The organism is Ruegeria sp. AM1, from assembly GCF_056540745.1.
Map to the genome: position 1 here is coordinate 19,892 of NZ_JBQFXH010000009.1, position 23,975 is coordinate 43,866.

At 54.7% G+C, this 23,975-nt stretch carries 28 protein-coding genes; 12 read left to right on the forward strand and 16 right to left on the reverse strand.

The window, feature by feature from the left end:
• Positions 1-260: 260 nt before the first annotated feature.
• The 4 genes from ACR0I7_RS15845 to ACR0I7_RS15860 all read right to left on the reverse strand — a co-directional run bounded on the left by ACR0I7_RS15845 (position 261) and on the right by ACR0I7_RS15860 (position 3,953).
• Positions 261-1,076, reverse strand: a complete 816-nt coding sequence (locus tag ACR0I7_RS15845) for a hypothetical protein (RefSeq protein ID WP_480512733.1) — start codon at positions 1,074-1,076, stop codon at positions 261-263.
• A 24-nt stretch (positions 1,077-1,100) separates the two neighbouring features.
• A complete protein-coding gene (locus ACR0I7_RS15850) occupies positions 1,101-1,847 on the reverse strand; it encodes a hypothetical protein (RefSeq protein ID WP_480512734.1) in 747 nt (248 codons plus the stop codon).
• A 66-nt stretch (positions 1,848-1,913) separates the two neighbouring features.
• Complete coding sequence (locus tag ACR0I7_RS15855; RefSeq protein ID WP_480512736.1) at positions 1,914-3,554, reverse strand: sulfatase-like hydrolase/transferase; 1,641 nt, start codon at positions 3,552-3,554, stop codon at positions 1,914-1,916.
• A 24-nt stretch (positions 3,555-3,578) separates the two neighbouring features.
• On the reverse strand, positions 3,579-3,953 hold the full coding sequence (locus ACR0I7_RS15860) for a hypothetical protein (protein ID WP_480512738.1): 375 nt from the start codon (positions 3,951-3,953) through the stop codon (positions 3,579-3,581).
• 106 nt (positions 3,954-4,059) lie between these two features.
• Here ACR0I7_RS15860 and ACR0I7_RS15865 point away from each other — a divergent pair, with 106 nt between their 5' ends.
• Entirely contained in the window at positions 4,060-5,283 is a 1,224-nt protein-coding gene (locus ACR0I7_RS15865) for a tetratricopeptide repeat protein (RefSeq protein ID WP_480512740.1), read from the forward strand.
• Positions 5,284-5,298: 15 nt separating this feature from the next.
• Here ACR0I7_RS15865 and ACR0I7_RS15870 read toward each other — a convergent pair whose 3' ends face one another.
• From ACR0I7_RS15870 to ACR0I7_RS15900, 7 genes are all read right to left on the reverse strand, one after another.
• Positions 5,299-6,102, reverse strand: coding sequence for a bestrophin-like domain (locus ACR0I7_RS15870; RefSeq protein ID WP_480512742.1), 804 nt, complete (start codon positions 6,100-6,102; stop codon positions 5,299-5,301).
• A 133-nt stretch (positions 6,103-6,235) separates the two neighbouring features.
• Positions 6,236-6,568: an ion channel gene (locus tag ACR0I7_RS15875; RefSeq protein ID WP_480512744.1), complete on the reverse strand. Its 333-nt coding sequence runs from the start codon at positions 6,566-6,568 to the stop codon at positions 6,236-6,238.
• A complete protein-coding gene (locus ACR0I7_RS15880) occupies positions 6,561-9,707 on the reverse strand; it encodes an efflux RND transporter permease subunit (protein ID WP_480512746.1) in 3,147 nt (1,048 codons plus the stop codon). Before ACR0I7_RS15880 ends, ACR0I7_RS15875 begins: the two co-directional genes overlap by 8 nt.
• Positions 9,707-11,050: an efflux RND transporter periplasmic adaptor subunit gene (locus ACR0I7_RS15885; protein ID WP_480512748.1), complete on the reverse strand. Its 1,344-nt coding sequence runs from the start codon at positions 11,048-11,050 to the stop codon at positions 9,707-9,709. Before ACR0I7_RS15885 ends, ACR0I7_RS15880 begins: the two co-directional genes overlap by 1 nt.
• 53 nt (positions 11,051-11,103) lie before the next feature.
• A complete protein-coding gene (locus ACR0I7_RS15890) occupies positions 11,104-11,595 on the reverse strand; it encodes an enoyl-CoA hydratase (RefSeq protein ID WP_480512750.1) in 492 nt (163 codons plus the stop codon).
• A 24-nt stretch (positions 11,596-11,619) separates the two neighbouring features.
• Positions 11,620-12,879: a ferredoxin reductase family protein gene (locus ACR0I7_RS15895; protein ID WP_480512752.1), complete on the reverse strand. Its 1,260-nt coding sequence runs from the start codon at positions 12,877-12,879 to the stop codon at positions 11,620-11,622.
• Positions 12,880-12,908: 29 nt separating this feature from the next.
• Positions 12,909-13,394, reverse strand: a complete 486-nt coding sequence (locus tag ACR0I7_RS15900) for an EF-hand domain-containing protein (protein WP_480512753.1) — start codon at positions 13,392-13,394, stop codon at positions 12,909-12,911.
• A 150-nt stretch (positions 13,395-13,544) separates the two neighbouring features.
• Between ACR0I7_RS15900 and ACR0I7_RS15905 the strand changes: the two genes are divergently transcribed.
• Positions 13,545-14,000 carry a MarR family winged helix-turn-helix transcriptional regulator gene (locus ACR0I7_RS15905; protein ID WP_480512755.1) on the forward strand — a complete coding sequence of 152 codons (456 nt, stop codon included), beginning with the start codon at positions 13,545-13,547 and terminating at the stop codon, positions 13,998-14,000.
• 328 nt (positions 14,001-14,328) lie between these two features.
• On the opposite strand, the gene ACR0I7_RS15910 is transcribed toward ACR0I7_RS15905, so the two are convergent.
• Together ACR0I7_RS15910 and ACR0I7_RS15915 are read right to left on the reverse strand one after the other, a co-directional pair.
• Positions 14,329-14,547, reverse strand: a complete 219-nt coding sequence (locus ACR0I7_RS15910) for a GDCCVxC domain-containing (seleno)protein (protein WP_480512757.1) — start codon at positions 14,545-14,547, stop codon at positions 14,329-14,331.
• 4 nt (positions 14,548-14,551) lie between these two features.
• On the reverse strand, positions 14,552-14,800 hold the full coding sequence (locus ACR0I7_RS15915) for a hypothetical protein (RefSeq protein ID WP_480512759.1): 249 nt from the start codon (positions 14,798-14,800) through the stop codon (positions 14,552-14,554).
• Positions 14,801-14,972: 172 nt separating this feature from the next.
• On the opposite strand from ACR0I7_RS15915, the gene ACR0I7_RS15920 reads away from it, so the two are divergent.
• The 5 genes from ACR0I7_RS15920 to ACR0I7_RS15940 all read left to right on the forward strand — a co-directional run bounded on the left by ACR0I7_RS15920 (position 14,973) and on the right by ACR0I7_RS15940 (position 17,999).
• On the forward strand, positions 14,973-15,362 hold the full coding sequence (locus tag ACR0I7_RS15920) for a MerR family transcriptional regulator (RefSeq protein WP_480512761.1): 390 nt from the start codon (positions 14,973-14,975) through the stop codon (positions 15,360-15,362).
• Positions 15,363-15,899: 537 nt separating this feature from the next.
• A complete protein-coding gene (locus tag ACR0I7_RS15925) occupies positions 15,900-16,331 on the forward strand; it encodes a c-type cytochrome (RefSeq protein ID WP_480512763.1) in 432 nt (143 codons plus the stop codon).
• An 11-nt stretch (positions 16,332-16,342) separates the two neighbouring features.
• Entirely contained in the window at positions 16,343-16,684 is a 342-nt protein-coding gene (locus ACR0I7_RS15930; protein ID WP_480512765.1) for a copper resistance CopC family protein, read from the forward strand.
• 230 nt (positions 16,685-16,914) lie between these two features.
• On the forward strand, positions 16,915-17,553 hold the full coding sequence (locus ACR0I7_RS15935; RefSeq protein WP_480512767.1) for a copper resistance D family protein: 639 nt from the start codon (positions 16,915-16,917) through the stop codon (positions 17,551-17,553).
• 77 nt (positions 17,554-17,630) lie between these two features.
• On the forward strand, positions 17,631-17,999 hold the full coding sequence (locus tag ACR0I7_RS15940) for a c-type cytochrome (protein WP_480512894.1): 369 nt from the start codon (positions 17,631-17,633) through the stop codon (positions 17,997-17,999).
• Positions 18,000-18,225: 226 nt separating this feature from the next.
• Here ACR0I7_RS15940 and ACR0I7_RS15945 read toward each other — a convergent pair whose 3' ends face one another.
• Entirely contained in the window at positions 18,226-18,708 is a 483-nt protein-coding gene (locus ACR0I7_RS15945) for a MarR family winged helix-turn-helix transcriptional regulator (RefSeq protein WP_480512769.1), read from the reverse strand.
• Between the two features lie 103 nt (positions 18,709-18,811).
• Between ACR0I7_RS15945 and ACR0I7_RS15950 the strand changes: the two genes are divergently transcribed.
• From ACR0I7_RS15950 to ACR0I7_RS15970, 5 genes are all read left to right on the forward strand, one after another.
• Positions 18,812-19,180 carry an antibiotic biosynthesis monooxygenase family protein gene (locus ACR0I7_RS15950; protein WP_480512771.1) on the forward strand — a complete coding sequence of 123 codons (369 nt, stop codon included), beginning with the start codon at positions 18,812-18,814 and terminating at the stop codon, positions 19,178-19,180.
• A 37-nt stretch (positions 19,181-19,217) separates the two neighbouring features.
• On the forward strand, positions 19,218-19,661 hold the full coding sequence (locus tag ACR0I7_RS15955; RefSeq protein WP_480512773.1) for a hypothetical protein: 444 nt from the start codon (positions 19,218-19,220) through the stop codon (positions 19,659-19,661).
• Between the two features lie 222 nt (positions 19,662-19,883).
• On the forward strand, positions 19,884-20,198 hold the full coding sequence (locus ACR0I7_RS15960) for an ArsR/SmtB family transcription factor (protein WP_480512774.1): 315 nt from the start codon (positions 19,884-19,886) through the stop codon (positions 20,196-20,198).
• Positions 20,195-20,584, forward strand: a complete 390-nt coding sequence (locus tag ACR0I7_RS15965; protein ID WP_480512776.1) for a VOC family protein — start codon at positions 20,195-20,197, stop codon at positions 20,582-20,584. The genes ACR0I7_RS15960 and ACR0I7_RS15965 overlap by 4 nt, the downstream gene beginning before the upstream one ends.
• A 114-nt stretch (positions 20,585-20,698) precedes the next feature.
• Positions 20,699-21,892, forward strand: coding sequence for an NADH:flavin oxidoreductase/NADH oxidase family protein (locus tag ACR0I7_RS15970; RefSeq protein WP_480512778.1), 1,194 nt, complete (start codon positions 20,699-20,701; stop codon positions 21,890-21,892).
• 168 nt (positions 21,893-22,060) lie between these two features.
• On the opposite strand, the gene ACR0I7_RS15975 is transcribed toward ACR0I7_RS15970, so the two are convergent.
• Positions 22,061-22,987 carry an alpha/beta fold hydrolase gene (locus tag ACR0I7_RS15975; RefSeq protein WP_480512780.1) on the reverse strand — a complete coding sequence of 309 codons (927 nt, stop codon included), beginning with the start codon at positions 22,985-22,987 and terminating at the stop codon, positions 22,061-22,063.
• Positions 22,988-23,013: 26 nt separating this feature from the next.
• Positions 23,014-23,946: a hypothetical protein gene (locus tag ACR0I7_RS15980; RefSeq protein ID WP_480512781.1), complete on the reverse strand. Its 933-nt coding sequence runs from the start codon at positions 23,944-23,946 to the stop codon at positions 23,014-23,016.
• Between the last annotated feature and the right edge of the window lie 29 nt (positions 23,947-23,975).

The window sequence follows — 23,975 nt, forward strand, 5'->3', positions numbered from 1 at the left end:
ACGAAGAGCGGCCAATCATCGACGCTGCGGCTAAGGCCTCAATTGAGCCCACTTTGAACGATGCTGCACTCTGTGCGAATGGCGGGTTTCCGTTTTTAGTTGTTGGCGAAGTTGTTTGTGAGTCAGGGTGCCTCCCAACCTGCTGCTTGCCCTACCGACGGGAACGATCGCAACAGAGTTGGGTCTGTCTCGGTTTAGTTGTCCAAGCATCACATTAAAATCGAAATGCCTCTAGGGCAGTTCGATTTCGTGTCTTCCAACTAGAAGAAGTACTTTAGGCCAAAGTACGGGCCATGCTGATCGACATCGTAAGCAAAGTCGCCGGAATTCAATGTGTCGCTGTAGTCGACGCTGAAATAGCGATAACCAAACGTAAATGCCGTTTTCTCCCAAGGCTGGTAGTCAAATCCTACATTCGCACCGATCTGCAAGTCGTTTCCGCCAGCTCCAAACCCGCCAAGTTCCAGAGAAGCAATCCCAGTCCATTTGGGGTTCAGCCGCCACATTCCCCGCACGCCAAGGACAGGTTCTATCCAATCCTGATCACCGCCTAATACAGGTGGATTTCCCGGACCTGGAGTGGTTATGTCGATTTCCTGACGGATCGAATTGTATCTGAGGCCGCCTTGGATATCGACTGCATAACGCAAGTTTTTCGCACCATACACACCATCCGCGACCCGATAAGCCGCCAGAAGACCAAACCATTTTTGACGAACATCGACGTTAACCCCGGCACCCAGAGGGCCGGGCAAAGTTGTATCTTGTTCTATACCGACGTAATTGGCATCGAGAATTATGCCAAAATCCCCTCGCCATGCTTCATATCGACCTGCTGCCGCGAAATCGAGCACATCCAGTACGTCGCCAAGGTCCAGATCCAGGTCGGCGGATTGTCCGGCCACGGTGGATGTGCCTGTGGTTCGCAAGGGTGTGAACAGATAGAACGCGACACCATGACGCCAGCCGGTTTCGTCCTGATCCGGCGCAGGCAGCGATTGAGCAGATGCAACCAAAGGCAGCGTTAGAAGGCTTGTCGCAAGCGCCATGGCGCTGAGAGATGAGAGGTGGGGCATGGCGGTTTCCTCTAGTTAAAAGACCTAGTAATTGAATCTGAGACCGATCCCGGCTCCTTGGTCATAGGGTCGATCAGCACCAATCCCGATCAGCACATCTGCATAGAGGGCGATACCGGGGCTGAGATTTTTGCCAATCTGAAGCTCAGCGGTCGCGGGCCAGGCATCGTTTTCCCAATCATAGGGCGCTTTGATATCCGCTTTGGCCCAATACCCATCGCCAAACGGTTGAAGCGCAATCAGGCGCATAGCGGTTTGGCTGACATCGGTCGGGCCATTGTAGGACGCGAAATGTTGAACCAGAGGGATCAACGTCAGCCCGGTGTTAGTGTTTGCAAAGGCGAAACCGCCAAACGGGGCGATCTGATCGGACCCGGTACCGATGCCTTCATCGGGGTCGCCAAAGTCCAGGATCCATTCCAGCCCGAGCGCGGATTTGACGGTCCAGGTATTATTCAAAGGCTTCTGCGACGGAAAATAGATCAGTTTGAAGCTGGTTTTTTCAAACCCGTTGAACCGCTGGCCAGTCGCGTTTGTCGAATTGTAGTGGAGTTCGTACTTTAGCTTCAGATCAGGGCGCAGCATATATGCGCCATCGATGAACGCATCCTGATGGTCCGCCCCGTCTTCTAGATCAAAATATTGGTAGCGAATGTCCGTGTTGTTGACCGCAGCCAATGGGTTTGAGGCGTTTTCGTCTGCTCGGGCAGCACCACCCGCCAGCAGCAACGCGGATGCCAGGATTGAATGTAGGGTAAAATGTCGAGCCATCGAGCACCCAATGAGACTTCGTGCGATTGGCGAGACGGCGGCGTTTCCATCGCCGTCTCAGTTTCGTCATTGCCAGCTGGAAAACACTTCCCGGGTCAATTCGCTTTCAGGGCGAAGGTTGTCGATCCCTTCATAGGGAACACCTTTTCCAAGTGGCAGATGCGGGTGATTGGCAATGGTTTTCTGATGGCGTTTGACCATGTCCTGGAAGGAAGCTCCAGACCACAGCGAATACCCGACAAGGGGATGTTCTTCACGTGGATCGCGATAGACATTGAACACTGGAGCCGCCGCGCCAGGCTGACCGGGGGCTGGCAGGTGCATCTTGAACTCTTGCTTGACCACCGAGCGTAACACGGGCCCTTCGTAAACATAGACATAGTCGCGGCGCGAATTGCCTTCGCCCTCAAGCAACAGCGCAGTCTGGTCAATGCCGTCAATCACACGGTCGCGCGGAATACGGTCAGTCGCGCCTGCAATCCGGGCAAAGGTGGTGAACAGATCCGAGACATGCACGATATCACCTGCCGCGCTTCCCGGCTCAATTACTCCGGGCCACCGGATAAAGGCATCCGTACGCACGCCGCCTTCCAGGTGCTGGGTCTTGCCTCCGCGATAAATCAGCTGGTTCAGGCCAGATGTCCCCTCGTAGTGATACATCAAGCCATTGTCAGCCATGATCATGACGACGGTGCTGTCTGCCTTGCCGGTTTGATCAAGCTTGGCCAGAACTTCACCGATCCAGCCGTCCAGAACCTGCAACTTATCGGCATGGAAGCCACCATTGCGGGAAACGGCCTCATCGGGGTAGGCAAAGTTCAGTGGATAAAGCGGCCAGTATTGCATGAAGAACGGGTCCTCCTGCGAGGCCAGCTGCTCTAGCTGTTCCAATGCTTGACGCTGATAGCGCAGGTTCATTTCTTCGTATTTCGCCTGCGTCCATTCTTCGCCCGGCGCCATGTCGACTTCGCGGGCAAGTCCCCCTGCCTCACCTTCAACGCCGGTTACCAGACCGTAAGGTTTGAACCGCTGGTCCAGCTGAAATTGGTTGGATTGGCCCGACGCATGGTATCCAAGCATGTTGTTGGCAACCATCGCATCCCGTGTCATGAGACTGAGCTGAACCTGCTGATGCAAGGGAAAGGCGGCCCAATCAAACCCCTGATTGTGAGGGTAGGATTGTTCAATATCGCCCTGATGCCATTTGCCGACATGCGCGGTGTTGTACCCTTCTTCCTTCAGGATTTCGGCAATCGTGACCTCCTCAGACGCAAGACCTTCGCCAACCAGCGCAACCTTGACCTCTTCGACACCCGCGCGCACGGGATGACGACCGGTGAGCATCGCTGTTCGTGTCGGTGTGCAGGACGGCTCAGTATACATTCTCATCAAAGACAAGCCTTCCGTGGCAAAGTCGTTGATGTTGGGCGTATCGAAACCTGTGACGTAGTTCATCGTGCGGTTGCCCATCTGACCGAAGCTCACATCGTCGATCAGGATATAGAGGATATTGGGTGGCTTGCCGCCATTGGCATCACGGATCTCTGTAAGCTTCGCTTCGATTTCCGTATCCTGAGCGCCCCATTGCTCGCCAAACTGCGCGCGGAGAAACTCGAATTCTCCATCATGAATGATAGGCGCGTCCTGAGCATAGCTTGCGCCTGCCATCAGCACCATGGCCGAGGCGGTTTTCAAAATTGATCTCATTGGCATCCCTTCCCCATCTTTGAACTACATCTTTCCTGCGCGTCGCAACGAATGGGCGATTTCATCCCGAAGACCATCAAGGGTTTCGCGAATGTCGCAGGCGAACTGGTATGATTGGCTTCCCGGAGCAGAGTTCATGGTGAGATACTCGTCGCTGAGAAGCTGATAGTCCCGGCAGATCTCATCGAATACAGTGTCCGCCCGTCGTAGGTCCGCAATCGCGGCTTGATGCTCAGGAAACAGTGTATCAAGACTGTAGCCTTCCAAATTCGATGGCTCGTTCGATGGATCAACAGATTCCCCGAATTGTTCATCGAATTCACTTCTCACAAAAGGTTTGCCGGGGCATAATACGGTATAATCATCGACGTAACTTGCGGAAAATATGGAATTATCCAAAAGCACATCACCCCATTTAAATGAGGGCAGCGATCCCGCCGCGAAGGATGTGCGGGCTGCCCTTCAGCGGCTTGTCAAGTCTTCGACTTTCGCGGGTTCACAGCGATTGCAGGACTTTCTTGTCTATGTGGTTGAGGAAACGCTCAACGGCAGGGCCGATGACATCCGCGCCAAAACCATCGCCATGGATGTCTACGGCGGAACTTTGTCCGAGATGGAACGTCGTGAAAACGTAGTGCGGGTGGACGCTGGTCGTCTACGTCGCAAGCTGGATGAATACTATGCCAAAGATGGGCGCGACGAAGGCACTGTATTCGATCTGCCAAAGGGAGGTTATGCGCCGGAGATATCATTCAGGTCGCCCGAGCAGCCTGAACCAAAAACCAAGCCGCGCGTCTGGTCTCGCCCGGTCATTGGGATTGCAGGAGTTTTCGTTCTCCTTTGCGGCGCTGCGGCCATCACATTGATATCGATAAAGCGTGAAACTCCGGCCAACTTGTCGGTTGATGGCCTAAGCCTAGATGAGCGCAACGCCATATTTGATGCATCCCCCATGCGACTTCAGGCCGTGAACCTAGCCCACTCGGGCCGCGACTTAATCTTTCCAGCGTTGGAGCCCGCACGTCTGAACGGAGCCCTGACAATATTCAAAGGGGCAATTGACAACGACGACAGCTATTTCGGAGGTCATGCAGGGGCCGCGCAGGTTGCAGCGACGATAGCGCTGGTGACACCGGACGCTGACCCGTCCGGGGACATGCTGCGCTACGCGGACGCAGCGGCCAGCAGGGCGATTGAATTGGCACCCGAAACGGGGTGGAGCCAGTCCGCAAAAGCCTGGGTTGAATTTGCGAAAGGAAATTGGCCAGAAGCTATCGAGCTTGCGAACAGGGCACAGCGTTTGGCACCAAACGACGTCCATGTGTTGGAGTTCGTGTCGCTAATCCTGCTCTATTCGTGTTCGTTTGAACAAGTTGTGGCGATCAGCGAAGAGGCGCTATCAAAAATAGATCTGGATCGAGGTTCTGTGTTTCAGAACGCGATGGGCGCTGCGAAATTCCATCTGAAGGATTTCGAAGGCGCTATATCCGCCTTTGAGAAGGTGACCGAAAAAGGCGGCCCCGTCGGCCCTGTGTCCGTTGCTTATCTGATGGCAGCTCATCAAATGCTGGGCAACGAAAGAGAGGCACAAGCCCTCGTGGGTAAGCTCTCGCGCGATTGGCCCGAGAGTCGCGTGGATGTGCTCTTTCAAAGATTGTTCGTAGAACCGGAATATGGGGAAGATCTCGGAGAAGCTATGGAACAAGCCGGTTGGCAACCAAAGGGTTAGCACTAGCCGCCACTCTCAATCGCTGTTTGCCGGATCTAAGCTGCTAGCTGCAATCTCTCGTACTTCGGTGGTCAAAAACCGTTCGAACCCGGATGTTGGAGCCCGCCCAGGCGCTTCAAACGGATTGGAGAATGAAACGGTCATGAACAGGATCAGCCCGGAATAAGCTGCAAACATGGAGACCAGCGCTAAATTCAGTGCTGTCGCGGGCCATGTAAAAAAGGCTGCTGCTATCAGAACAATACCCACAAGAGCAGCCATACTGAACAACGCTCTTGATGCTCCACGCGCTGCATTCTCGCGCCGTTCCCGCAGTTCAGATATCTCTCGAACATCTTCAAGCATGAATTGGTGCAAACGGGTTTGTTCGGACGTTTCAGGGGTCATTTGCAATAACAGGACATATCCTTCCTCCCAGTGTTGCCATGCCAGATCCGACAGCTCCTTTCCGCTGGCGAGTTGTGGCCATTCTTGTTCCGTGACAACCAAGGCATATCGGGCAAAGCTCTGCCGCAACGCATGTGTTTCGGCATGACCGTACCGTTCGGCATCATGGTAGATGTCGCTGACCAGCGAAGCTTCTCGCGCCGCCGCTTGCGTAACATTGCGGACCCCCGCCAGGTCCTGCGCAAATACAAGCGCCAGAACCAACCCATGCAAGGCACCAATCCGGAACAGGACAGAGACTGCCAGTTCACGTGTTTCCTCCTCTACAATCCTGTTGCGAAAGGCCAAACGTGCCAAGAGATAGCTGACAAGCGCTAAGACAATGATTGAACCAACGAAGGCAAAGGCTGAAAAATACTCGATTGGACCCATTGTCAGCAGCCTTTAGATCAACGCGGCATATCAACAGGGCTTGAGAGCCGTCGGGCAGTACGCGGGTACACCCCGTTCCCTAGAATGCCGCAGAATGCACGAACGACAGCTTTGGAGTTCATCCTGCCACTCGTCACTTTCGCACCTTAAAGTTTCCGACAAAAATGGTGGCAATGGTTGTGATCGTGGCCACGAAAATCCCGATGCCAGCAATGGTGAAGACCATCGTAAAAACCTTGCCGCCCGGTGTGGTTGGGTGGATGTCTCCATAGCCAACCGTGGACATTGTGATGACCGAGAAATAAGCAGCGTCCAGTACGCTCCAACCCTCAACAAGGACGTAAAACATGCTGCTTACCACCACCAGCGAGGCGGACATGGCCAGGAGATGGAGGGATCGGCCGTCGAAGATTGCTGCCCCCAATGCCCGAAACAGATTGAAGTAGTTGAGAAGAAAGTTACCCATTGCGCCAACAACCTAAGTCGATGCGTGAGGGAAACTCGGTCGCTTGCCCGTCTTTCTCCTGCCTGCTTTTCAACCACTTTCGGATGTCTGCGAAGTCAAAGTAGATACCGAGAATGCTGGGGAACACAAAGATCACCAGCAGCGTTGAGGCCAACAGGCCAAAGGCCACCGCAGCTACAAGCGGGACGAGGACCTGCGCCTGTGGGCTGGTCTCGAACAGCATGGGCAAGAGACCAGCAAAGGTGGTGGCGAAGGACAGGATGACCGGTCGAAAGCGATGCCGCACGGCTTCGACCGCAGCGGTCAAATAGTCGTCCCCTTCGATCTCGGCTTCAAAGAACGTCAAAAACAGAATGGCGTTGTTCACGACAATCCCAGCGAGTGAGGCAAAGCCGATGAAGCTGGGCATGGATATGTCGAGGCCCATCGCATAGTGGCCGAGGATCGTGCCGATCAGCGCGAAGGGGATGCTCAGCATCACCATGAACGGCAGCGTGTAGCTGTGGAACTGGAAGGCAAGGATCAGATAAACACCCACAAGTCCCATGAGCAAAGCACTGGAAATCGAAGACTGTGTTTTTTGCTGCTCTTCTGTCGCGCCGCCGATCCCAATGCTCACGCTGGCGTATTGCATCTGCAACTTTGGACCGATTTCGTCAGTGATCAAAGCCGAGAGGGCTGTCGAGGTGGTGGCCGATCTGTCAATCTTCCCGATGATGCGGGACACGGCCTGGCCGTTCTTGCGGGTGATCTGCGCGTAAGCCCCTGTCAGATCGATCTCAGCAACGGAGGCCAGGGCGACCTGCTGACCTCCGGCGACAGTGATGGGGAATTGCTCCAGATCCGCCAGAGTTGGTACCGTGTCCCCCAACTCGACGCGCACGCTAATCTCTGAGTTTTGCTGGCGGAAGCTGTCGGTCTCTGTTCCGGAAAAGGCCGCGCGAAGTTGTCCTGCAACCGCATGTGGTGTCAGACCGCTGACATAACCGAATTCGGTTAGTGAGAGCCGGATTTCCGTACGGCCTTTTGCGAAATCCTGATACGCCTCGGTGACATCGTCTCGGAGGATCAGCGTTTCCAGCAGGGTATTGCTGGCCGCTTCCAAGGTCTCCAGATCCCGTGAACTGAGTTCCACATCCAGATCATCCCCACCGGGCCCCGCTGCGATCTGGGTAAAGTTGATCTGTACGATATCCGGCATCGGGCCGGTTGCCTGTTTCCAATGGTCCAGAACTTCATTGGCGCTGATGTTGCGGAGATCACTTTCCAACAGATCTGCAGTGACCGTCGCAGTGTAGGGCCCGTTATCCTTGACGTCCTGATTGACCGAATACTGCACAAGCACACGCTCAACTAACGGCTGCCCCTCTTTGGTGTTGGGCGTGAGCTCTGCGTCGACCTTTTCGAGGCCAGCCATAATCTGGTCAACGGTGTCGCGGGTCCGCTCAATGGGCAGGCCGGAGGACAAAGCAAACCGGACCTCAACGGTATCCCCCTCTGTCTCGGGAAACCCGACAACCTTGACCAAACCGGATGCCAGAATCCCGATGCTCAGGATCAGGATCGCAAAGACCGAGCCCAACGTGGCATAACGCCATCGCAGCAAAGCAGCCGCGGTAGGGATGATGACGCGGTCCCTGATATCATCGAGCCATCTTGGCACGGCCCGCTGGGCGTTCTTCTCAGGATCAGTTTGCGTATGACTCATATGATTGGGCAGGATGAGGAAGGCCTCAACCAGGCTGGTGATCATGGTCAGCAGCAGCACAATCGGGATGACCTGAAGAACCTTGCCGGTCTCTCCGGACAGAAACATCAAGGGCCCAAAAACACAGGCGGTTGTCAGAAACGATGATATGACGCCGGGCATCACCTCGGTCGCGCCTTTGACGGCGGCTTCCTTCGCCCCAAGCTTGCGCCGCCATTTTGCGATGTTGTCGGCAATGACAATGCTATCATCCATGATCAGGCCAATCGCCATCAGCAATCCGATCAGTGAGATGGTGTTAATGGTGACCCCAACAAGGCTCATCAGAAAAATACCGCCCAGGAAGGAAAACGGCAGCGAGAAAGAAATCCAGATCGCCTCGGATAGAGAAAAGAACAGGCACATAACCAGTACGACCAGCACGAGGCTTTGAATGGCGTTACTGAGAACGAGGTTGATCCGGGTTTCCACGGTTTCAGTCAGGTTGTTTACGACCGTGATGCGAAGCGGGTCTGGAAATCGTGCTTCTTCTTTGGCGATCCGCCCTGCGACCTGCGCAAAGGCTTTGATGGCATCGTCGGTTTTGGTCTTGCTGACCTGGATGATCGCGGCGCGATCACCGTCGATATAGGATTGGAGCTCAGGCGTCACCTCTGTAAGGCGCACCTGGGCCACGTCCAGCAAACGCACCACGCCCCCATCCGGGTTTTCCAGCAGGATGAGGTTTTCCAGATCATCGATTGAGCGACGCGCATCGAAATAGCGCAATGTCACATCGCGCCCGGTGGTGGAGACGGTGCCAAGCGGCGCGCGCAGGCTCCGGGCCTCAACCGCATCCGCAACGTCTTTGGGGCTGATTCCGAAGCGGCGCAGGGCAAGCTGGTCGAAGGAAATCAGATATTCCGCGTCCGAAATACCGGTGACTTCGGCGGTCGCGATCATGGGCAGGGCGGCAAGATCGTCCGCAAAGGCATCCGCATATTGGATCAGCGCGCCTTGCGTGTCGATTCCCGAGATGGCGATGGACGCAATGACCTCTGTTTGTCCAAGGATCGAAACAGAGGGAAGTTCCGCCTCATTGGGCAGGTCATTGATGCTGGAGACTTCAGAAGAAATGTCGTTGTAGAACTGACCAATGTCCCCGCTTTCTGCCATCGTCAGCGTTGCAGTGGCCAAGTTTTCCACGGACAGGCATTCAAAGTCTTCCAGATCGTTTACTGCGCCGAGAGCATCATCAAGAACAAGGCAAACCTGTTCATCCACATCGCTGGCCGAGGCACCGGGATATTCGACGGAGACAGCGACTTCGCTCGCCGTGAACTCGGGAAAGCTCTCGCGCTCCATTTGCAGCAGGGATGAGATGCCTACAAAGCAAACCGCCACCAAAACTAGGTTTGCGGCTATAGGGTGATGTGCAAAATACCGGATCATTAGCCCTGACCTGTCCCAGTGTCCAGTGGCTCAAGGAGCATTCCCACAACGGCGGGCCTTGGGTCGGACAGAACGATCTGATCACCCGGCATCACCCCCGAAACAACGACAACAAACCCATCCTGTACGGAGCCAGTCTCAATTGAGCGTCGCTCCAGCCGCGACTGATCATCAATGGTATAGACAAAGCTACCATCGCCGTCGGTACGAATGGCGGATCGCGGCAGGCGCAACGCGGTGACGGGTTCCGGCGCTGATAAGCGCACCTCTACAAACATGCCATTGGTCAATGGCGGGCCGCGCCGGTCCGGATCAGGTCCACCGGGGTTCTCGATCCGGACCACCAGCCCAACAGTCCCGGTGGTTGGATCTGCGCTGCCGTCAAAACGGACGAGTTCAGCGGGCCAGACATAATCTTCGCCACCTGTCGACATCACCACCTCTGCGCGCAGCCCAAACCTTTTGAGCAAGGCAAAGGCGTCGGCCAGATCGAGGTCGGGGTTTGCCTCAAGTGGGCGGATACCATCCAGAACGGTAAACAGGTTGCCCAGCACCCGGGTCTGGAACTCTGCCGTGACTTCTGAGGCTGCGGTGCTTTCGATGGTGGCAAGTGTGTCACCGAGGCGGATAAATTGCCCCGGTGACACCGATTTGGCGACCACGCGTCCTACGAGGGGAGTCTTGACGGACGTGTTCGCCAACGCGCGCTGTGCTTCTTCGATTTCCACAACGCGCGTGTTAATTGTCGCTTCGAGAGAGGCGCGTTGTGCTGGCAGCAGCCGCAAAGCATTTTCAAGATTCAGAACCAGCTTTTCCTGCGACAGCAAATCCCGGATGGCTGTGTCCACAACGGCCTGCGACGCGCTTCCCCGTTCCAACAAGGTTTCCTGCCGTTCCAGTTCGGCCTGACGCACGTCTTTGATCCGGCTTTCGAGCGCGATGGAGGCCCTGGTGTTGGCTTCCGTCGCCTCCAACTCATCCAATGCCGCCTGCGCGGTGTCTCGGGCAGCGCTCGCACGGGACAGATCGATCTCGTAGTCACGCGGGTCAATGCGAATGATCTCGGTGCCCACCGGCAAAACGCTGCCAACCGTCAGATTGTCGTCAACAAAAACCGCGCGCCCCTGTACCTGAGAGATGGCCTGCCAGGTGTCCTCCGCCACAACCCGGCCATACCCGGACGCAAAAGGCACGGCTTCGGTAGGGGCCAGTGTCATAGCCCGCACGACGGTCACCGTCTCCGCCGGAGGTGTCTGGGCTGTTTCGTCCGGACGAGTCATCCACATGAAGCCACCTACGCCAAGCGCGATTGGAGGCAGGAAAAGCAAGGGACGAAGATTCATGGCAGACCATTCCTCATGTCAGACGTGTCGGTGCAGGGTGATCGGCTATGGTTTCAGGCAACCCCGGCGGATTGGGCGCGTTCAGCTTTTGAGATCCGTGGCTTGAAGGCCCCCATGAGCATTTCTGTGATCAGCGGGATCACGTTGGACATCCCAACCAGTTTTTCTCTGTTCTCCAGCGTGATGAAGGCCTCGCTGAGCGTGCCTTCCGGGATTGACGCCTGCGCCAGGTCCAGAAGCTGAGGCATCATCGGCACCAGGAAAACAAAAGCGTTGATGGTCAGAAAGGCCGTCATCGCCAGCTTGATCCGCATCCACCAGGCGCGTTCGTTGAACCCGAAGAAGAGGATCAGGTCGACTAGGATCTTGAGACCCAGACCAGGCAGGATCAGGATATACGCGCTTTGCAGTTTGTAGTCATAGATGAACGCGGCCGTTTCGGGTGTTGGGTGTGCGTTGATCGCGCCGATGACAATGTGAGACAGGATACCGCCCACATACATGATGGTGCCGATCTCGGCGACGAAGGAGAGGAGCTTTTTCATGATAGGTCTGCCTGAAACTATGCGTTAACGGAACTCAAACGCCTCGGTGTGAATCTTGTTGCGTGGCACACCTGCCGCTTTGAGGTCCTTCATGATCCCGTCAACCATGGGTTTCGGGCCGCACATGAAGTATTCATAGCTGTCCAGCGGATCGGGCAGTTTCTGCTTCATCATATCGACGCGGGCAAAATTGCCTTCATCAGAGAACAACGGCACCAGAGTGACATTGCCCAACCGGCCAGCGTGGTCCCTGAGCTCATCCAGAAAGATGGCATCTTGTGCCTCGCGCGCCGCATAAACGAGATGAATCTGACGTTTGTCATCGGGTTGCATTGCGCGGATTTTTGACAGGAACGGTGTCAGGCCGATGCCGCCTGCCAACCAGATTTGTTTGTCTCCCGCATTTGCCGCATCGAAACGGCCATACGGTCCGCGTACCTTTACATCCACACCGGGCTGCAACTCTTCGCGGACCTTCCTGGTCCAGTCTCCCAGCACTTTCATGGTGAAGCGCAGGCGGTCTTCGCCCGGCGCGCTGGAAATCGTAAAGGGATGGGGTTCGCTCCAGCCTTTGCCGGCGATTTCAACAAAGGCGAACTGGCCCGGTTTGAAATCAAGAGACTGGCCCGTAGGCTTCAACACAACCTCAGTTGCCCGTTCCAGCGGGTTCACCGCTTCGATGTTGAAGGGAACAGCCGTGCGCTTATTCATGCCAAATACCGAGTAAAGCATGGAGAGGATACCCACGATCCCGGCCGCCAGAAGCATAAGGCCAGAGGGGCTGAATTGAGCGACAAAGACGGGCGGGGCTGTGAAAAAGTGACCAAAGACGAGAATATAGACCAGCCCCATGATCTTGTGCGTGGGCCGCCAGAATGAATAGCGGATCTTGCGGTTCAGCGCGATGAAGAGCCCAATCACCAGAAAGATCAGGCTCAACATACCCAGTGGGGCCGAAGGAACCAGTGCGTTCAAAGCCGGGTCCGCCCCCTCAGGCAGAGCTTTTGGGACACCGAAGAAATGCACGAGCGCAAACAAGGCGGCCAAAACGCCCACAATGCGATGCACCTGATACATCCGGTCCAACCCGCCAAACCAATCCTCGAACATGGGCGCGCGTGTAGACAGGACGATTGAGCAAGTCATCAACAGAAAGGCGATACCACCTAGCAGTGTCGTCCCTGTTGTCCTTGAACTGTGGTCCTCGGGCGCAAAGCCCAGATGCAGGACCGCAAACAGCGCAATCAGGCCAATGATCGCAAAAATACCGTGCCGTTTGAGCATGTCATCAACTCCCCTAACGGTTCAACTCATCAAAGATCGGGATCAAGGGCGGCGCGCAGGGCCACCATTACTGGAAACCCGTCAAGGAACTCCCGCTCTGTCAGGATGGCGTCACCGTTCAGGTCAGCGCGCTGGAAATCAAAATTCATCGACTGTCGATGCTCTGTCTTGCTGATCTCGCCATTTCCGTCCCGGTCGCGAAAGGCAAAGACGATCCTCAGAGCCGTCTCATAGGCATCGACCCGATCACGGTCTTCCGCAACCGATGCCATGCCATAGTCCCAGGCCAAATACTCTTCGAGGGAGATCTTGCCGCTGTCATCGCTGTCCATGGAGACGAAAACATCCGTCCCGAAATTGGTGAACTCGCCCATATCGATGAACCCGCGATCTGCGCTGTCGACAGAGGCAAAGGCAAGTTCCGCAAGCCTTCGGCCTTCATTCTCGCCTGCTGCGACAGTCATTGGAGTGGCGAAGAACATGCAAAGTGACAGGGCGGCCAGTTTTCTGGTCATGGCGAAAGCCTTTCGAAAAGTTCGACTCAAAGGTATGCTTGACTTGTAATCGCAATACTTGCAGATACAAGAATTGTAAATGCAAAACATATGCAACACTTGTACGCTGCAAGCTTCGGGGTTATTGCCATGATCAGGGGTGCATTCCTGATGACGCAGATCAAAAGTACAAAGCACATTCGGGAAGGGAGTTTCGGCTTCCTGATCCAAACGCTTGCGCGCGACATAGATACGAAAATGAAGCTTGCGCTTCAGGAGGTCGACGTTGACATCAAAATCTTCGCCAACCTGATGTTGTTGGCAGATGAAGACGGCATCAATCAGCGATCACTCGGTCAGAAGCTGAATTTCCCTGAGTACTTTACCAGCCGAAATGTGGACGCACTAGTTGAAGCCGGTTTTGCAGAGCGTCGCCCTGACCCCAACAGCCGACGATCGTTTCTGATCTATCTTACGGAAGCCGGTCGCAAGAAGGCGTCAGAACTACCCCGGATCGTGAAACAAGTGAATGACGATGTTCTCGCAGACCTATCTGCAGATGAACGCAAGCAGGTGATAAAGCTGCTTCAGAAGACTGCTGGGATTGTTCCGAGAAAAAGTGAATGAGCATCGAGCTCATCACTCGAACAGGTTAGCGAGCTAGTGCCCCATTCAGAATACAGAATCTTTGAGCGGACATTGATAGTTCAACCTTGATCGGCAGTTTTGTCCGCGTCTTGCTTGTTGATGCGGCGTTCAGCGAAAGTCGATCCATATCAGCCCCGCCCTTGGCGCAGATCGCGGCGAAGATGCCAGGACAGCCCAAAATACCTCATGCTGCGCAAACGCTGAATGGCGGGTTTCTCGCGGTCATAGACCGAGGCCACAGTTGGGCAATTTGTCGAAATTCTCGGGTGGCAAGTTCACCAAGCGAGCAACACGACAACCCTTCACACTATCCACAGCAGCCATCGCCCAACTGAATTGGTGGGCAAGGAATAGTGGCGTAAGAGCAATAGACGCAACAATCGCCTTTCAACGGCTTCAAAACCGTCCTGCACGACTTACACTCATAGAACCACTGGCAGGCATCCGTCGGCATTTCTTCGGTTTCGCTGTGCCCACAGTTTGGACAAGTCAGTGTGCTTTCAAGCGTTACGATTTGATCCGTCATAGTCTCACATCTGCATAATCAGAAAATCGTTGATCCGAGCTTCATAGAACACGACAACCCAAGCTAAACCGGTCATGGCGGTCGTTCCACAAAGCCACCACTTCAACTTTGGCAATGAACCGCGCCGATAAGACACAAGCCAAGATACCGCGACGAGCGCGGTCGAAATCGCCAAGACATAGAAACTAGCCGCTGCTATCTTCCCGAAAATTGCCAGCCAACTGCCGCCTAGTCCCAGCAGCATCATCGTCATGGGCAACACGCAGCAAGTCGCAACGCCAAGCGCGGACAGCGATCCTATGTAACTGAGGCTAAGGTACTTCTGCATTTCCGTTTCTGACGGCCCTTTTTGTGCGGAGTTGTCTAAGCGACATCCGTTCGTATAACTTCTGTAGCCACTACAGGATCAAGATGGGGAACCTGACATGTTTGCGATTGGAGAAGCGTCCCGGCAAAGCGGTGTCGGCATTGAAACGATCCGCTACTACGAACGCGAAGGGATCGTGCCTAAACCGGAACGAGCTTCAAATAACCGGCGAATCTACTCTACGCAGGATATCGGACGGCTTCGCTTCCTAAAGAAGTGCCGTGATCTGGGCTTTCCGCTTGTCGATGCGAGGACGCTCCTCGAACTATCCGAAGGCGATAGCGAAGATTGCCAATCCGTTAAGGACTTGGCTGAGCACCACGTCTTGAATGTGCGCGAAAAGATAGAGGAACTTGAGCGTTTGGAAGCGGCGTTGACTGAACTTACAGCCAATTGCGACAGTGGGAATGTTTCGTGCCCAATGCTTTCTCAACTGCGTACCCTGTAGCGGGACGTTGGGTTTTGCGCCCCCTTTGGCCGGCGCGTTGTATTCGGTCAGAATCCGGGGTAGCTTCGCCACGTGACATACATTCGCCCACTAACCACGACAGTTCTTACGGTTTTTCTGATCCTTGTTATGGGGCTTGGGAATGTCGCGTATGCGCTAGCTAGTGAGTGCGCTGGTGGGCATTGTATTGATCACGTGGCCACAAGTGTTGAGGCTCAACACGCTAACCACGGGCTGGTCGCTCCTGGCAAAGACAGGCAGCATGAACCTGACAGCTCAGCACATGAAGGATGCAATCCATTCCTGTGTAGCGTTCTAGCGCTCATGACACAGGCATTCGAAACCAAACCTAACCAAGCAGTGGTCGTGTTGGTATTGCAGGTTACAAGCCTTTCAACGATCAGTGAACCGGACAACCCGGACAGGCCACCTAACACTTGAAACAGATTTCCGACGCTGTTCACGGCAGTGAACACGTTCCAGTGTGCTGCGAACTATTTGCGGCACCACTCTGTCACACAAGGTTAGGACCAGTACATGAACCGAAAATATCTCCTGATCGGCACATGCGCCGTGGTAGCCGTCGCTGCCTACATCACTCTACGCCCCGCCCCAGTTGAGGAGGCCGCGCAGTCGGCACCTACTGAGGGCAACGCGATGGTGGCAATTCAGATGCCGCCTATCGAAGGGAATGCGGCCATCGGGCAGCGCATATTTGAAAAAGCATGCGCCGCGTGCCACGGCAGCAACGCGGTCGGCGTAGAAGGCGCAGGGCCACCGCTGATCCATACTATCTATGAACCCAGCCATCATGCAGACGAGTCATTTCAACGCGCGGTCGCAATGGGCGTCAGAAGCCACCACTGGCAGTTTGGCGATATGCCTCCGGTTGAAGGCCTGACCCGTGGCGATGTGGCTATGGTCATCGACTACATCCGTGAAATCCAGCGCGCCAATGGAATAAACTGAGGAATCCCCCGATGAAGAAGCTCACCACATTTGCATTGATTTCCACGCTTGCTACGAGCGCCTTTGCCCATTCGAGCGTGGACACCACCACACCCGAAAACGGCGCGACAGTTGCCGAAGTGCCCTCTGAGATCAGTTTCAATTTCGCGGATGATATTCGCCTGACAAAGGTTAACATGATCCATCAGGAGGCTCATACCGTCACGCTCGACCTGGGAGATCAGACAAAATTTGGCCGCGCATTTGCATTCCCGCTTCAAAGCATGGGCGAAGGCACCTATCGCATTGAATGGCGGGGCTTGGGTGCAGACGGGCACGCCATGCAGGGCGAGTTCACATTCACAGTGGACTGACCATGCCCGATATCTGGGGAATAGGCGCGATATTGTCCAAGCTGATGCTGTATGTGGGCATTAGTGGCGCGACTGGTCTTTTGATCATTCGGGCTGCTTTTGCCGACTTGGTGTCGCCTCTGGGCGATAGAATGCGTGGTCAGATTGCACTGTTTGCGGGGCTTGCGCTTGCGGGCTCCGTCCTTGGGTTCATGCTGCGCGGTGCAGCCCTGACGGGCGGAGCTGATGGTATGACCGATCCAGAAATGCTCGGCCTGCTGTGGCAGACCCCGGTTGGCGACGTTCTGGTATATCGGGTTGTCGGGACGGTATTGATGATCGTCGGGGTATTCATGCCCCTAGTCGGCCAATGGATCGCGCTTGCCAGTGGAATGATCGCCCTGTGGTCATTCGCCCAGATCGGGCATGTCCCTGAGTTGGAGATAACCGGCGTCCGTGTGTTATTGCTCTTGCACCTTCTGGGTGTCGCGTTTTGGATTGGCATACTAGGACCGTTGCGCGCCCTGTCTCAACGGCCAGAATATCTGAACAACGCAGCCATGTTGGGGCATCGGTTTGGGCAGGCGGCTTCGGTTATTATCCCTGCATTGATTTCGGCGGGACTGCTGATGGCTTGGATGTTGCTTGGCGATATGTGGGCGTTAATGACAACGGGCTATGGGCAAACCCTGTTAATCAAACTCGCGCTCGTGGGCGCGGTCCTGATGTTGGCCGCAGCAAACAAACTGCGCTTCGTTCCAGCCATGCAATCTGGGGACAGTAAAGCTGCCCGCCACTTGGTTCGCTCCATTGAAATCGAAGCCGTAATCATTCTGGTGGTCCTTGCAGCAACCGCGACGCTCACCAGCGTTTTGACTCTACCGAATTGAGGTACCCCATGAACAGGCGGGACTTTTTGATCGTCACAGTATTCAGCTTCGCAACGAGTGTAAGTGCTGGTCACGAAATGGATGACCGGGATTTGGCCAATGGTCAGACCCTTTATGCCGAACAATGCGCGTCTTGTCATGGAGTCAATCTCGAAGGACAGCCGGAATGGCAGACGCCTGACGACAACGGTATTCTGCCTGCGCCGCCCCATGACGAGACCGGGCACACATGGCACCACGACAACCAACTTCTGTTCGAATACACCCAACTAGGTGGCGAGGCCGCGTTGGCCGCGCGCGGCGTCGACGGCTTTGCGAGTGGTATGCCCGGATTTGGGGATACGCTCACCGACGACGATATCTGGGACATTCTTGCCTATATCCGGTCGACTTGGCCCGAGCGCGTTCAGGAAATTCAAGCGGGTCGGAATCCGCCGCATCAGTGACGCCGTGTTGTGGAAGCCGATATAAGAGCTTGGGTAACAAAAGCCCGCTTTGTTGCGCGACGTGTGAAGTCAAACCCTGATGATTGCTGCTGGCGCCAAGAATGACTGTTCTTTAGGCTGCGTACCGAACCGCGAACGTCGCTGAACGGGTGTTATGTGAAGCGATCTCTGGTTGAGTGGTGAGCTCCTCTGCGGACCAGACGAACCAGCACTTCAAGCGTCAGCTCTAGTTTGGAGTCCGAACCTCTTGCATTGAAGCTTCCTCGAGACGTGTCTTGAGACGACCAACAACATTTTGCGCTGTCGCAATCTCATCTGGCGACAGGCCTTCCGAGAGTTCGTTCACCCATGGGATTTGCCTCGCAATTGCGGCTTCGTACAACTCCTGCCCCTTTCGAGTCATGACGACCAAGTGCGCCCGCTTGTGGTGTGGGTTCGGCTGAAACTCCACTATGCCTTCTTTGCTCATTTCATTGATGATCCGTTGAACGCCCTGCCGGTGAACGCCCATCGTCCGTGCATGCCAGGCAACGGATTCCGGTCGATTAGAATAGGCGATGGCGCCAAGGATCTGCCATCGGGCACTTGTCAGACCGAGTTTTGATACGAGGCGATCACCGGCAAGCTGCAATCGACCGTTCAGCCGAAACACATCCAATATCAACGCTGTCACGGCTTCTCCTGCTTCAGTCCTTTGTTCGTTAGGCATGTCGATTCCTCATTCAATTTGACAATGTGTTGTCATTGTGTTTGATGCTTCCTAAATATGACAACATGACACCAAAATGAAGATACTTTCAAGGAGCACCGCAATGGTTAGTTTCAAACCCCTCGACCCGGAGTTTCCCATTGAACGGCAATTGGACATCAACGCTGGACCCGTCGTTCTCGTCAACCTCTTCACAGTTGATCCCGATGACCAAGACGCCTTGGTTCAAGCCTGGAAGAGCGATGCCCAATGGATGAAAAAGCAGACGGGTTACATCAGCACTCAGTTGCACAAGGCTATTGGTGACGGCAGCATGTACCTGAACTACGCGGTCTGGGAGTCTGTTGCGGACTTCCGCGCCGCGTTTTCAAACCCCGAGTTTCAGCAGCAGCTCAGCCATTATCCCTCAAGCGCTGTGACCGCCCCCCATCTGTTTGAGAAGGTTGCGGTGCCGAATTGCTGCACGGCCTGACGAAATCCTTTCCAAAAGCCAATTTGAGGGAACCACTATGAAAACAAAGATTCACGCCATCGCGGGCGGCATCGGCTTTGTGATGATCCTCCTCTTCTGGACATCAACGGTCACCAGCGAACTCTTTGCGAGCCATGAAGCGGTCGCAACCATCAAGGCATTGATCCTGAAAGGCATGTTCATTCTTATCCCGGCAATGGTCATTGCTGGCGGATCGGGCATGGCAATGGGCCGGAAACGCAAAGATGCGCTTACGAAAGCCAAGAAGACCCGTATGCCGATCATTGCGCTGAACGGCTTGTTGATCCTCGTACCGGCCGCCTGGTTTCTTGCAGGCAAAGCCGCCGCTGGCGAATTCGACAGTACCTTTTACACGGTTCAGGTGATTGAGTTGATCGCTGGTGCAGCCAACCTCACGATGATGGGATTGAACATTCGTGATGGCTTGCGAATGACCGGCAAAATTCGAAGGCCGCGCTGAAGATTTGGTTCCAACCCAAGCGTTGGCCAGATTGCCGACATTCGAGCAAACACAGCCAATTGGTGCTGTGTCCCGCGTTGCGGTCATAGACCACGTGAAAAGTGCCGATTTTGTCCTGCTGCGCCGCCGCAAGTCCGGTTCGAGCCCACTTTGATTGATGCTGCAAGTTGTATGAACGGCAGGTTAGGTTTGACATGCAACAATATTGTTGCATAAGAGGGTATGAGTGTTCAATTCGACCCGCAGCTAAGCATCATTTTCAGCGCCCTCGGTGACACAACGCGGTTGTTGATCCTTGATGAACTGAGAAAACGTGACGACCAATCACTCTTCGAGCTCTGCGCGCGACTGCTCGAAGATCATTCTATCACGATATCCCGACAAGGCATCACCAGGCATCTAAATACGCTGGAGCAGGCTGGTTTAATCACCACTGCTTGGCGGGGGCGCACCAAGATTCACACCCTTGCGGCAACATCGATTTTGCATGTGATAAACCCCTGGGTGGAACTATATTCTCAAGGAGACACAGAATGAAAATGTACATAAAGAGCATAGCTGTTGATGATCAGTCCAAAGCTCTCGATTTCTACACAAGCAAGCTTGGGTTTGTTGTGAAGCACGATATCCCGATGGGCGAACACCGTTGGCTGACACTGGTGTCCAAAGAGGAAACCGAGGGAGTAGAGTTAGGTTTAGAGCCGAACGTGCATCCGGCGAGCCGCGCCTATCAGGAAGCACTAATGGCTGACGGCATCCCCATTTCGGCGTTTAGCGTTGACGACATTGAGGCCGAGGTTGCCAAACTAGAGTCTGCGGGAGTTGAGTTCACACAACCTCCTGTGAAGGCTGGCGGCGCGACAATGGCCGTGTTTGATGACACCTGCGGAAACCTTATCCAACTTGTTGAGTTGCATGTCTGACCGCCAGGAAAACGCTATCAGAGTTGTACTAGGAGCCCATCTCATCGAATGCTACGCTTTGCACCAGTGGCCGTTTTTTGGGCGTAAGTTACGGTTGGAATACGCAAATACCCGATGACCCAAACTTCTGTTTCCCCTCTCGCACAACCACTGGCCTTGCCCTGTGGCATGACGCTCAAGAACCGCATTGCCAAAGCAGCAATGTCGGACTCGTTAGGTGATGGCGCTGGCAACCCGACCGACGATCAAATCAGACTTTATGAACGGTGGGCTAGAGGCGGTTTGGCGTTATCAATCATCGGCGAAGTACAAGCTACGCCCCATTTTCCGGAGAAGCCCGGCAACTTGATTGTGAACCACCAATCGGACCGTGATCAACTCATGCGTCTGGCAAACGCAGGCGCAACCGATAGCGCTCAGCTTTGGCTGCAATTGGGCCATGCAGGCGCGATGGCGGATGCCCCAATCAGCACACCAAGGGGGCCGAGCGAGCTTGACTTGCCTGGTTTGACCTGTGGCGCGCTGTCCCTGGAAGAAATAAAGCTACTGCCATTCGACTTTGCCCGAACGGCCAACCTCGCAAAAGAGCTGGGGTTTGGCGGCGTGGAAATACACGCTGCCCACGGCTTCCTTTTGAACCAGTTTCTTTCGCCGTTGTTCAATAAACGCGAGGATGCCTATGGCGGCCCACTTCAAAACCGAATGCGGCTGTTGCTCGAAGTAATTGGCGCAGTGCGTGATGTTGTTGGGCGGGAATTTCCTGTCGGCATCAAACTCAATGCCACAGATCAGCTCGTGGGTGGTTTCGCAGAGGACGAGTCCCTTGAGGTAATTGCAGCAGTGGACAAAATGGCAATCGACCTGATCGACATCAGCGGCGGCACGTATTTTCCCGGTGCTGCTTCCTCGTCTGACCGCGCTGGCACCGGCCCTTACTTCTTGGACTTCGCAGAGCGAGCACGTGCAAAGACGACGATCCCCTTAATGGTCACAGGCGGATTCAAGACTTTAACCCAAGCCGAAAGTGCAGTCGCGCAGGGCAAGGCCGACCTCGTTGGGTTAGCGCGTGCGCTGGTGGTAGACCCCGAACTGCCGTCATCTTGGCTATCAGGTCAGGGTGGTGCCCCTCAATTCCCGCGTTTTGAGAACCCACCTGAAGGCGGCGTGACAGCGTGGTATACAATGCAGATCACTCGGCACGCCCAGGGAGAAGCCGAGCTATCACCTGATGATTTGATTGACGCTATCTCGTCCTACGAAAGCCGAGACGAAGCGCGGCGCAAGATTTGGAAATCAGAGTTTAGCTGACATTCGCGCAGTCGCAGCGAAATGACACCTTAAGCCAATTGAGCACTTCCTCTGATCAAAGGAAGCTCGATGAAGCGTTTTCTTGCATGAAAGAAGCCGGGATCGCTCGGGTTGATGTCAACGCAGAGCGATCCAACAGTCTTGGAACTTAGTTCACATCGAGCAGATTTATTGCCGAGATATGAACCCGTGAATGCCCTCTGCGACAACCAATGGAAGCTCCATCTGCGGAACGTGACCTGCATTGTCGATTGTCACAAGTTCTGCATTTGGAATGTTGTCCGCATAGTAGTCGGCTGCATTACGTAAGACGACCTCGTCGTGGACGCCGTAGTAGACCAACGTTGGGGCCGAGATACCGGACAGGTCATCTTTAAGATTGAAGTAGGGTCCGTTCTGCACCGATGTGATGAGGACGTCGTCAACAAACTCGTTGGTTTCGTTGATCTGTTCCATCATCAGCCTTTTGAAGGGACCGGGGATGTCTGGGATTTCTTTGAACATTCGATCCAGCAGGACATCGAATTCTGCTTCAGTTTCCACATCGTCGCCGAACCCGATATAGGTGACATGGTCGTCAATCTTCAGGCCAGCCGCATTGAGGAGCACCAAGGACTTTATCTCGTCAGGATACTTGATGGCGTAGGCACCAGCGGTGTGGCCGCCCATGGAATTCCCGACCAGATGGAACTCCTTCACATCGATGGTGTGCAGAAAGTCGCGTAGGAAAGTTGACTGGCCATCAATCGAATAGTCCCGATCCATGTCGCGGGCGTTTTCCCCGTGACCTTGGAGATCTGGGAGAACCAGATGGTAGTGCTCTGACAGCAACTCCGCAGATTGCAGAAAGCTGTTTTTGTCATCACCCATACCGTGCACGAGTACGAGCGTCTCTTTGTTTCCCCGCTCCTCGCTTTCGAAGTAGTTCACCGTGTACCCATCGAGTTCGAGCGAGCGCTTCTCCAACCCGGCGGCACTTGCATATCCATTGTTCGCGAAATCAACGATGACCTGTGGAAAGGCGTAGAAGATGGTGGCTGCGGCTACCGCCAAGACGGCGACCAATCCTGCGACGATTTGAAGTATGCGTTTCATTTTGGCTTCCTTGGCAAGATTGTGCTTCACTCCTTCGGAGCGAAAGGTTCCAGTATTTCGACATCGACAGTTTTGATCTGAGCGAAGCGCTTCGTTGGGTCATCAATGACGCTCCAGGTATGTTTCGTCCTGGCTGCCAACTCGGTGCCATCAGGCAGAATGCCGTTCCAATCAAAGGTCATTGAGACGGCGTATTGATTGTCGCCCACAAGCTCTTGTGAGAAGTCCCCAATCCTATGGGTGCTCGCGGTGACCGAAGACCCAGGCCCTGCCAGCCAAGCTTTGAAACCCTCAAAGTCGGTAATTGCTCCACTTGAGAAGTTCAGACTGAAACCATCAGCCAAGATCTCTTGCACGGGGTCTGGATTACGGGCTGGGTCTTCGATGAGCGCCAACCAGTAGTGCACGAGACTAAGCATCCGGTTATCGCCGTAGGCTGACACGAATGTATCCGCCTCTCCCGCGTTGCTCCCGACGATGCTGATGGACGAGAATTTGGGCAGGACCGTGCTGCTTGGAGTCAGTGTGGTCGTATACGAGACCTCTGCGGAACGGATAGCATCGTTTTCCAGCATGCCCCTGTTCAAGTAAGTGATGTCCGCCGACAAGCTGATCGAACCATCGTCGTTGACCGTGACCGCTGTCGATTTGACGTCATGAGCGTTATGCCAACTTGTTGGAAGTTGTGACACCCGTTCGGCATATTCGGAGTGCCCGGTGGCTTCCCCCAAACCCGAGACAACGCTTACGTCTTCAGCGAGAATATCCAGTTGGTTCTCAAGACCATAAGCAGGCTCTTCGTACAGCAGATACCAACGATGAAACTGGGCGAGCGCCGCATTCACACGAAATCCGTTTTTGATCTCGTCTACGCTCATATCTTCTGCTCCAATGGCAGCTGTAGACATCATTGCGGTGACCAGCGCTGGGGCTGTGATCCGAGACAAGACGTGGGACATGATTCTCTCCTGTGTTGGCTGTTGAATAA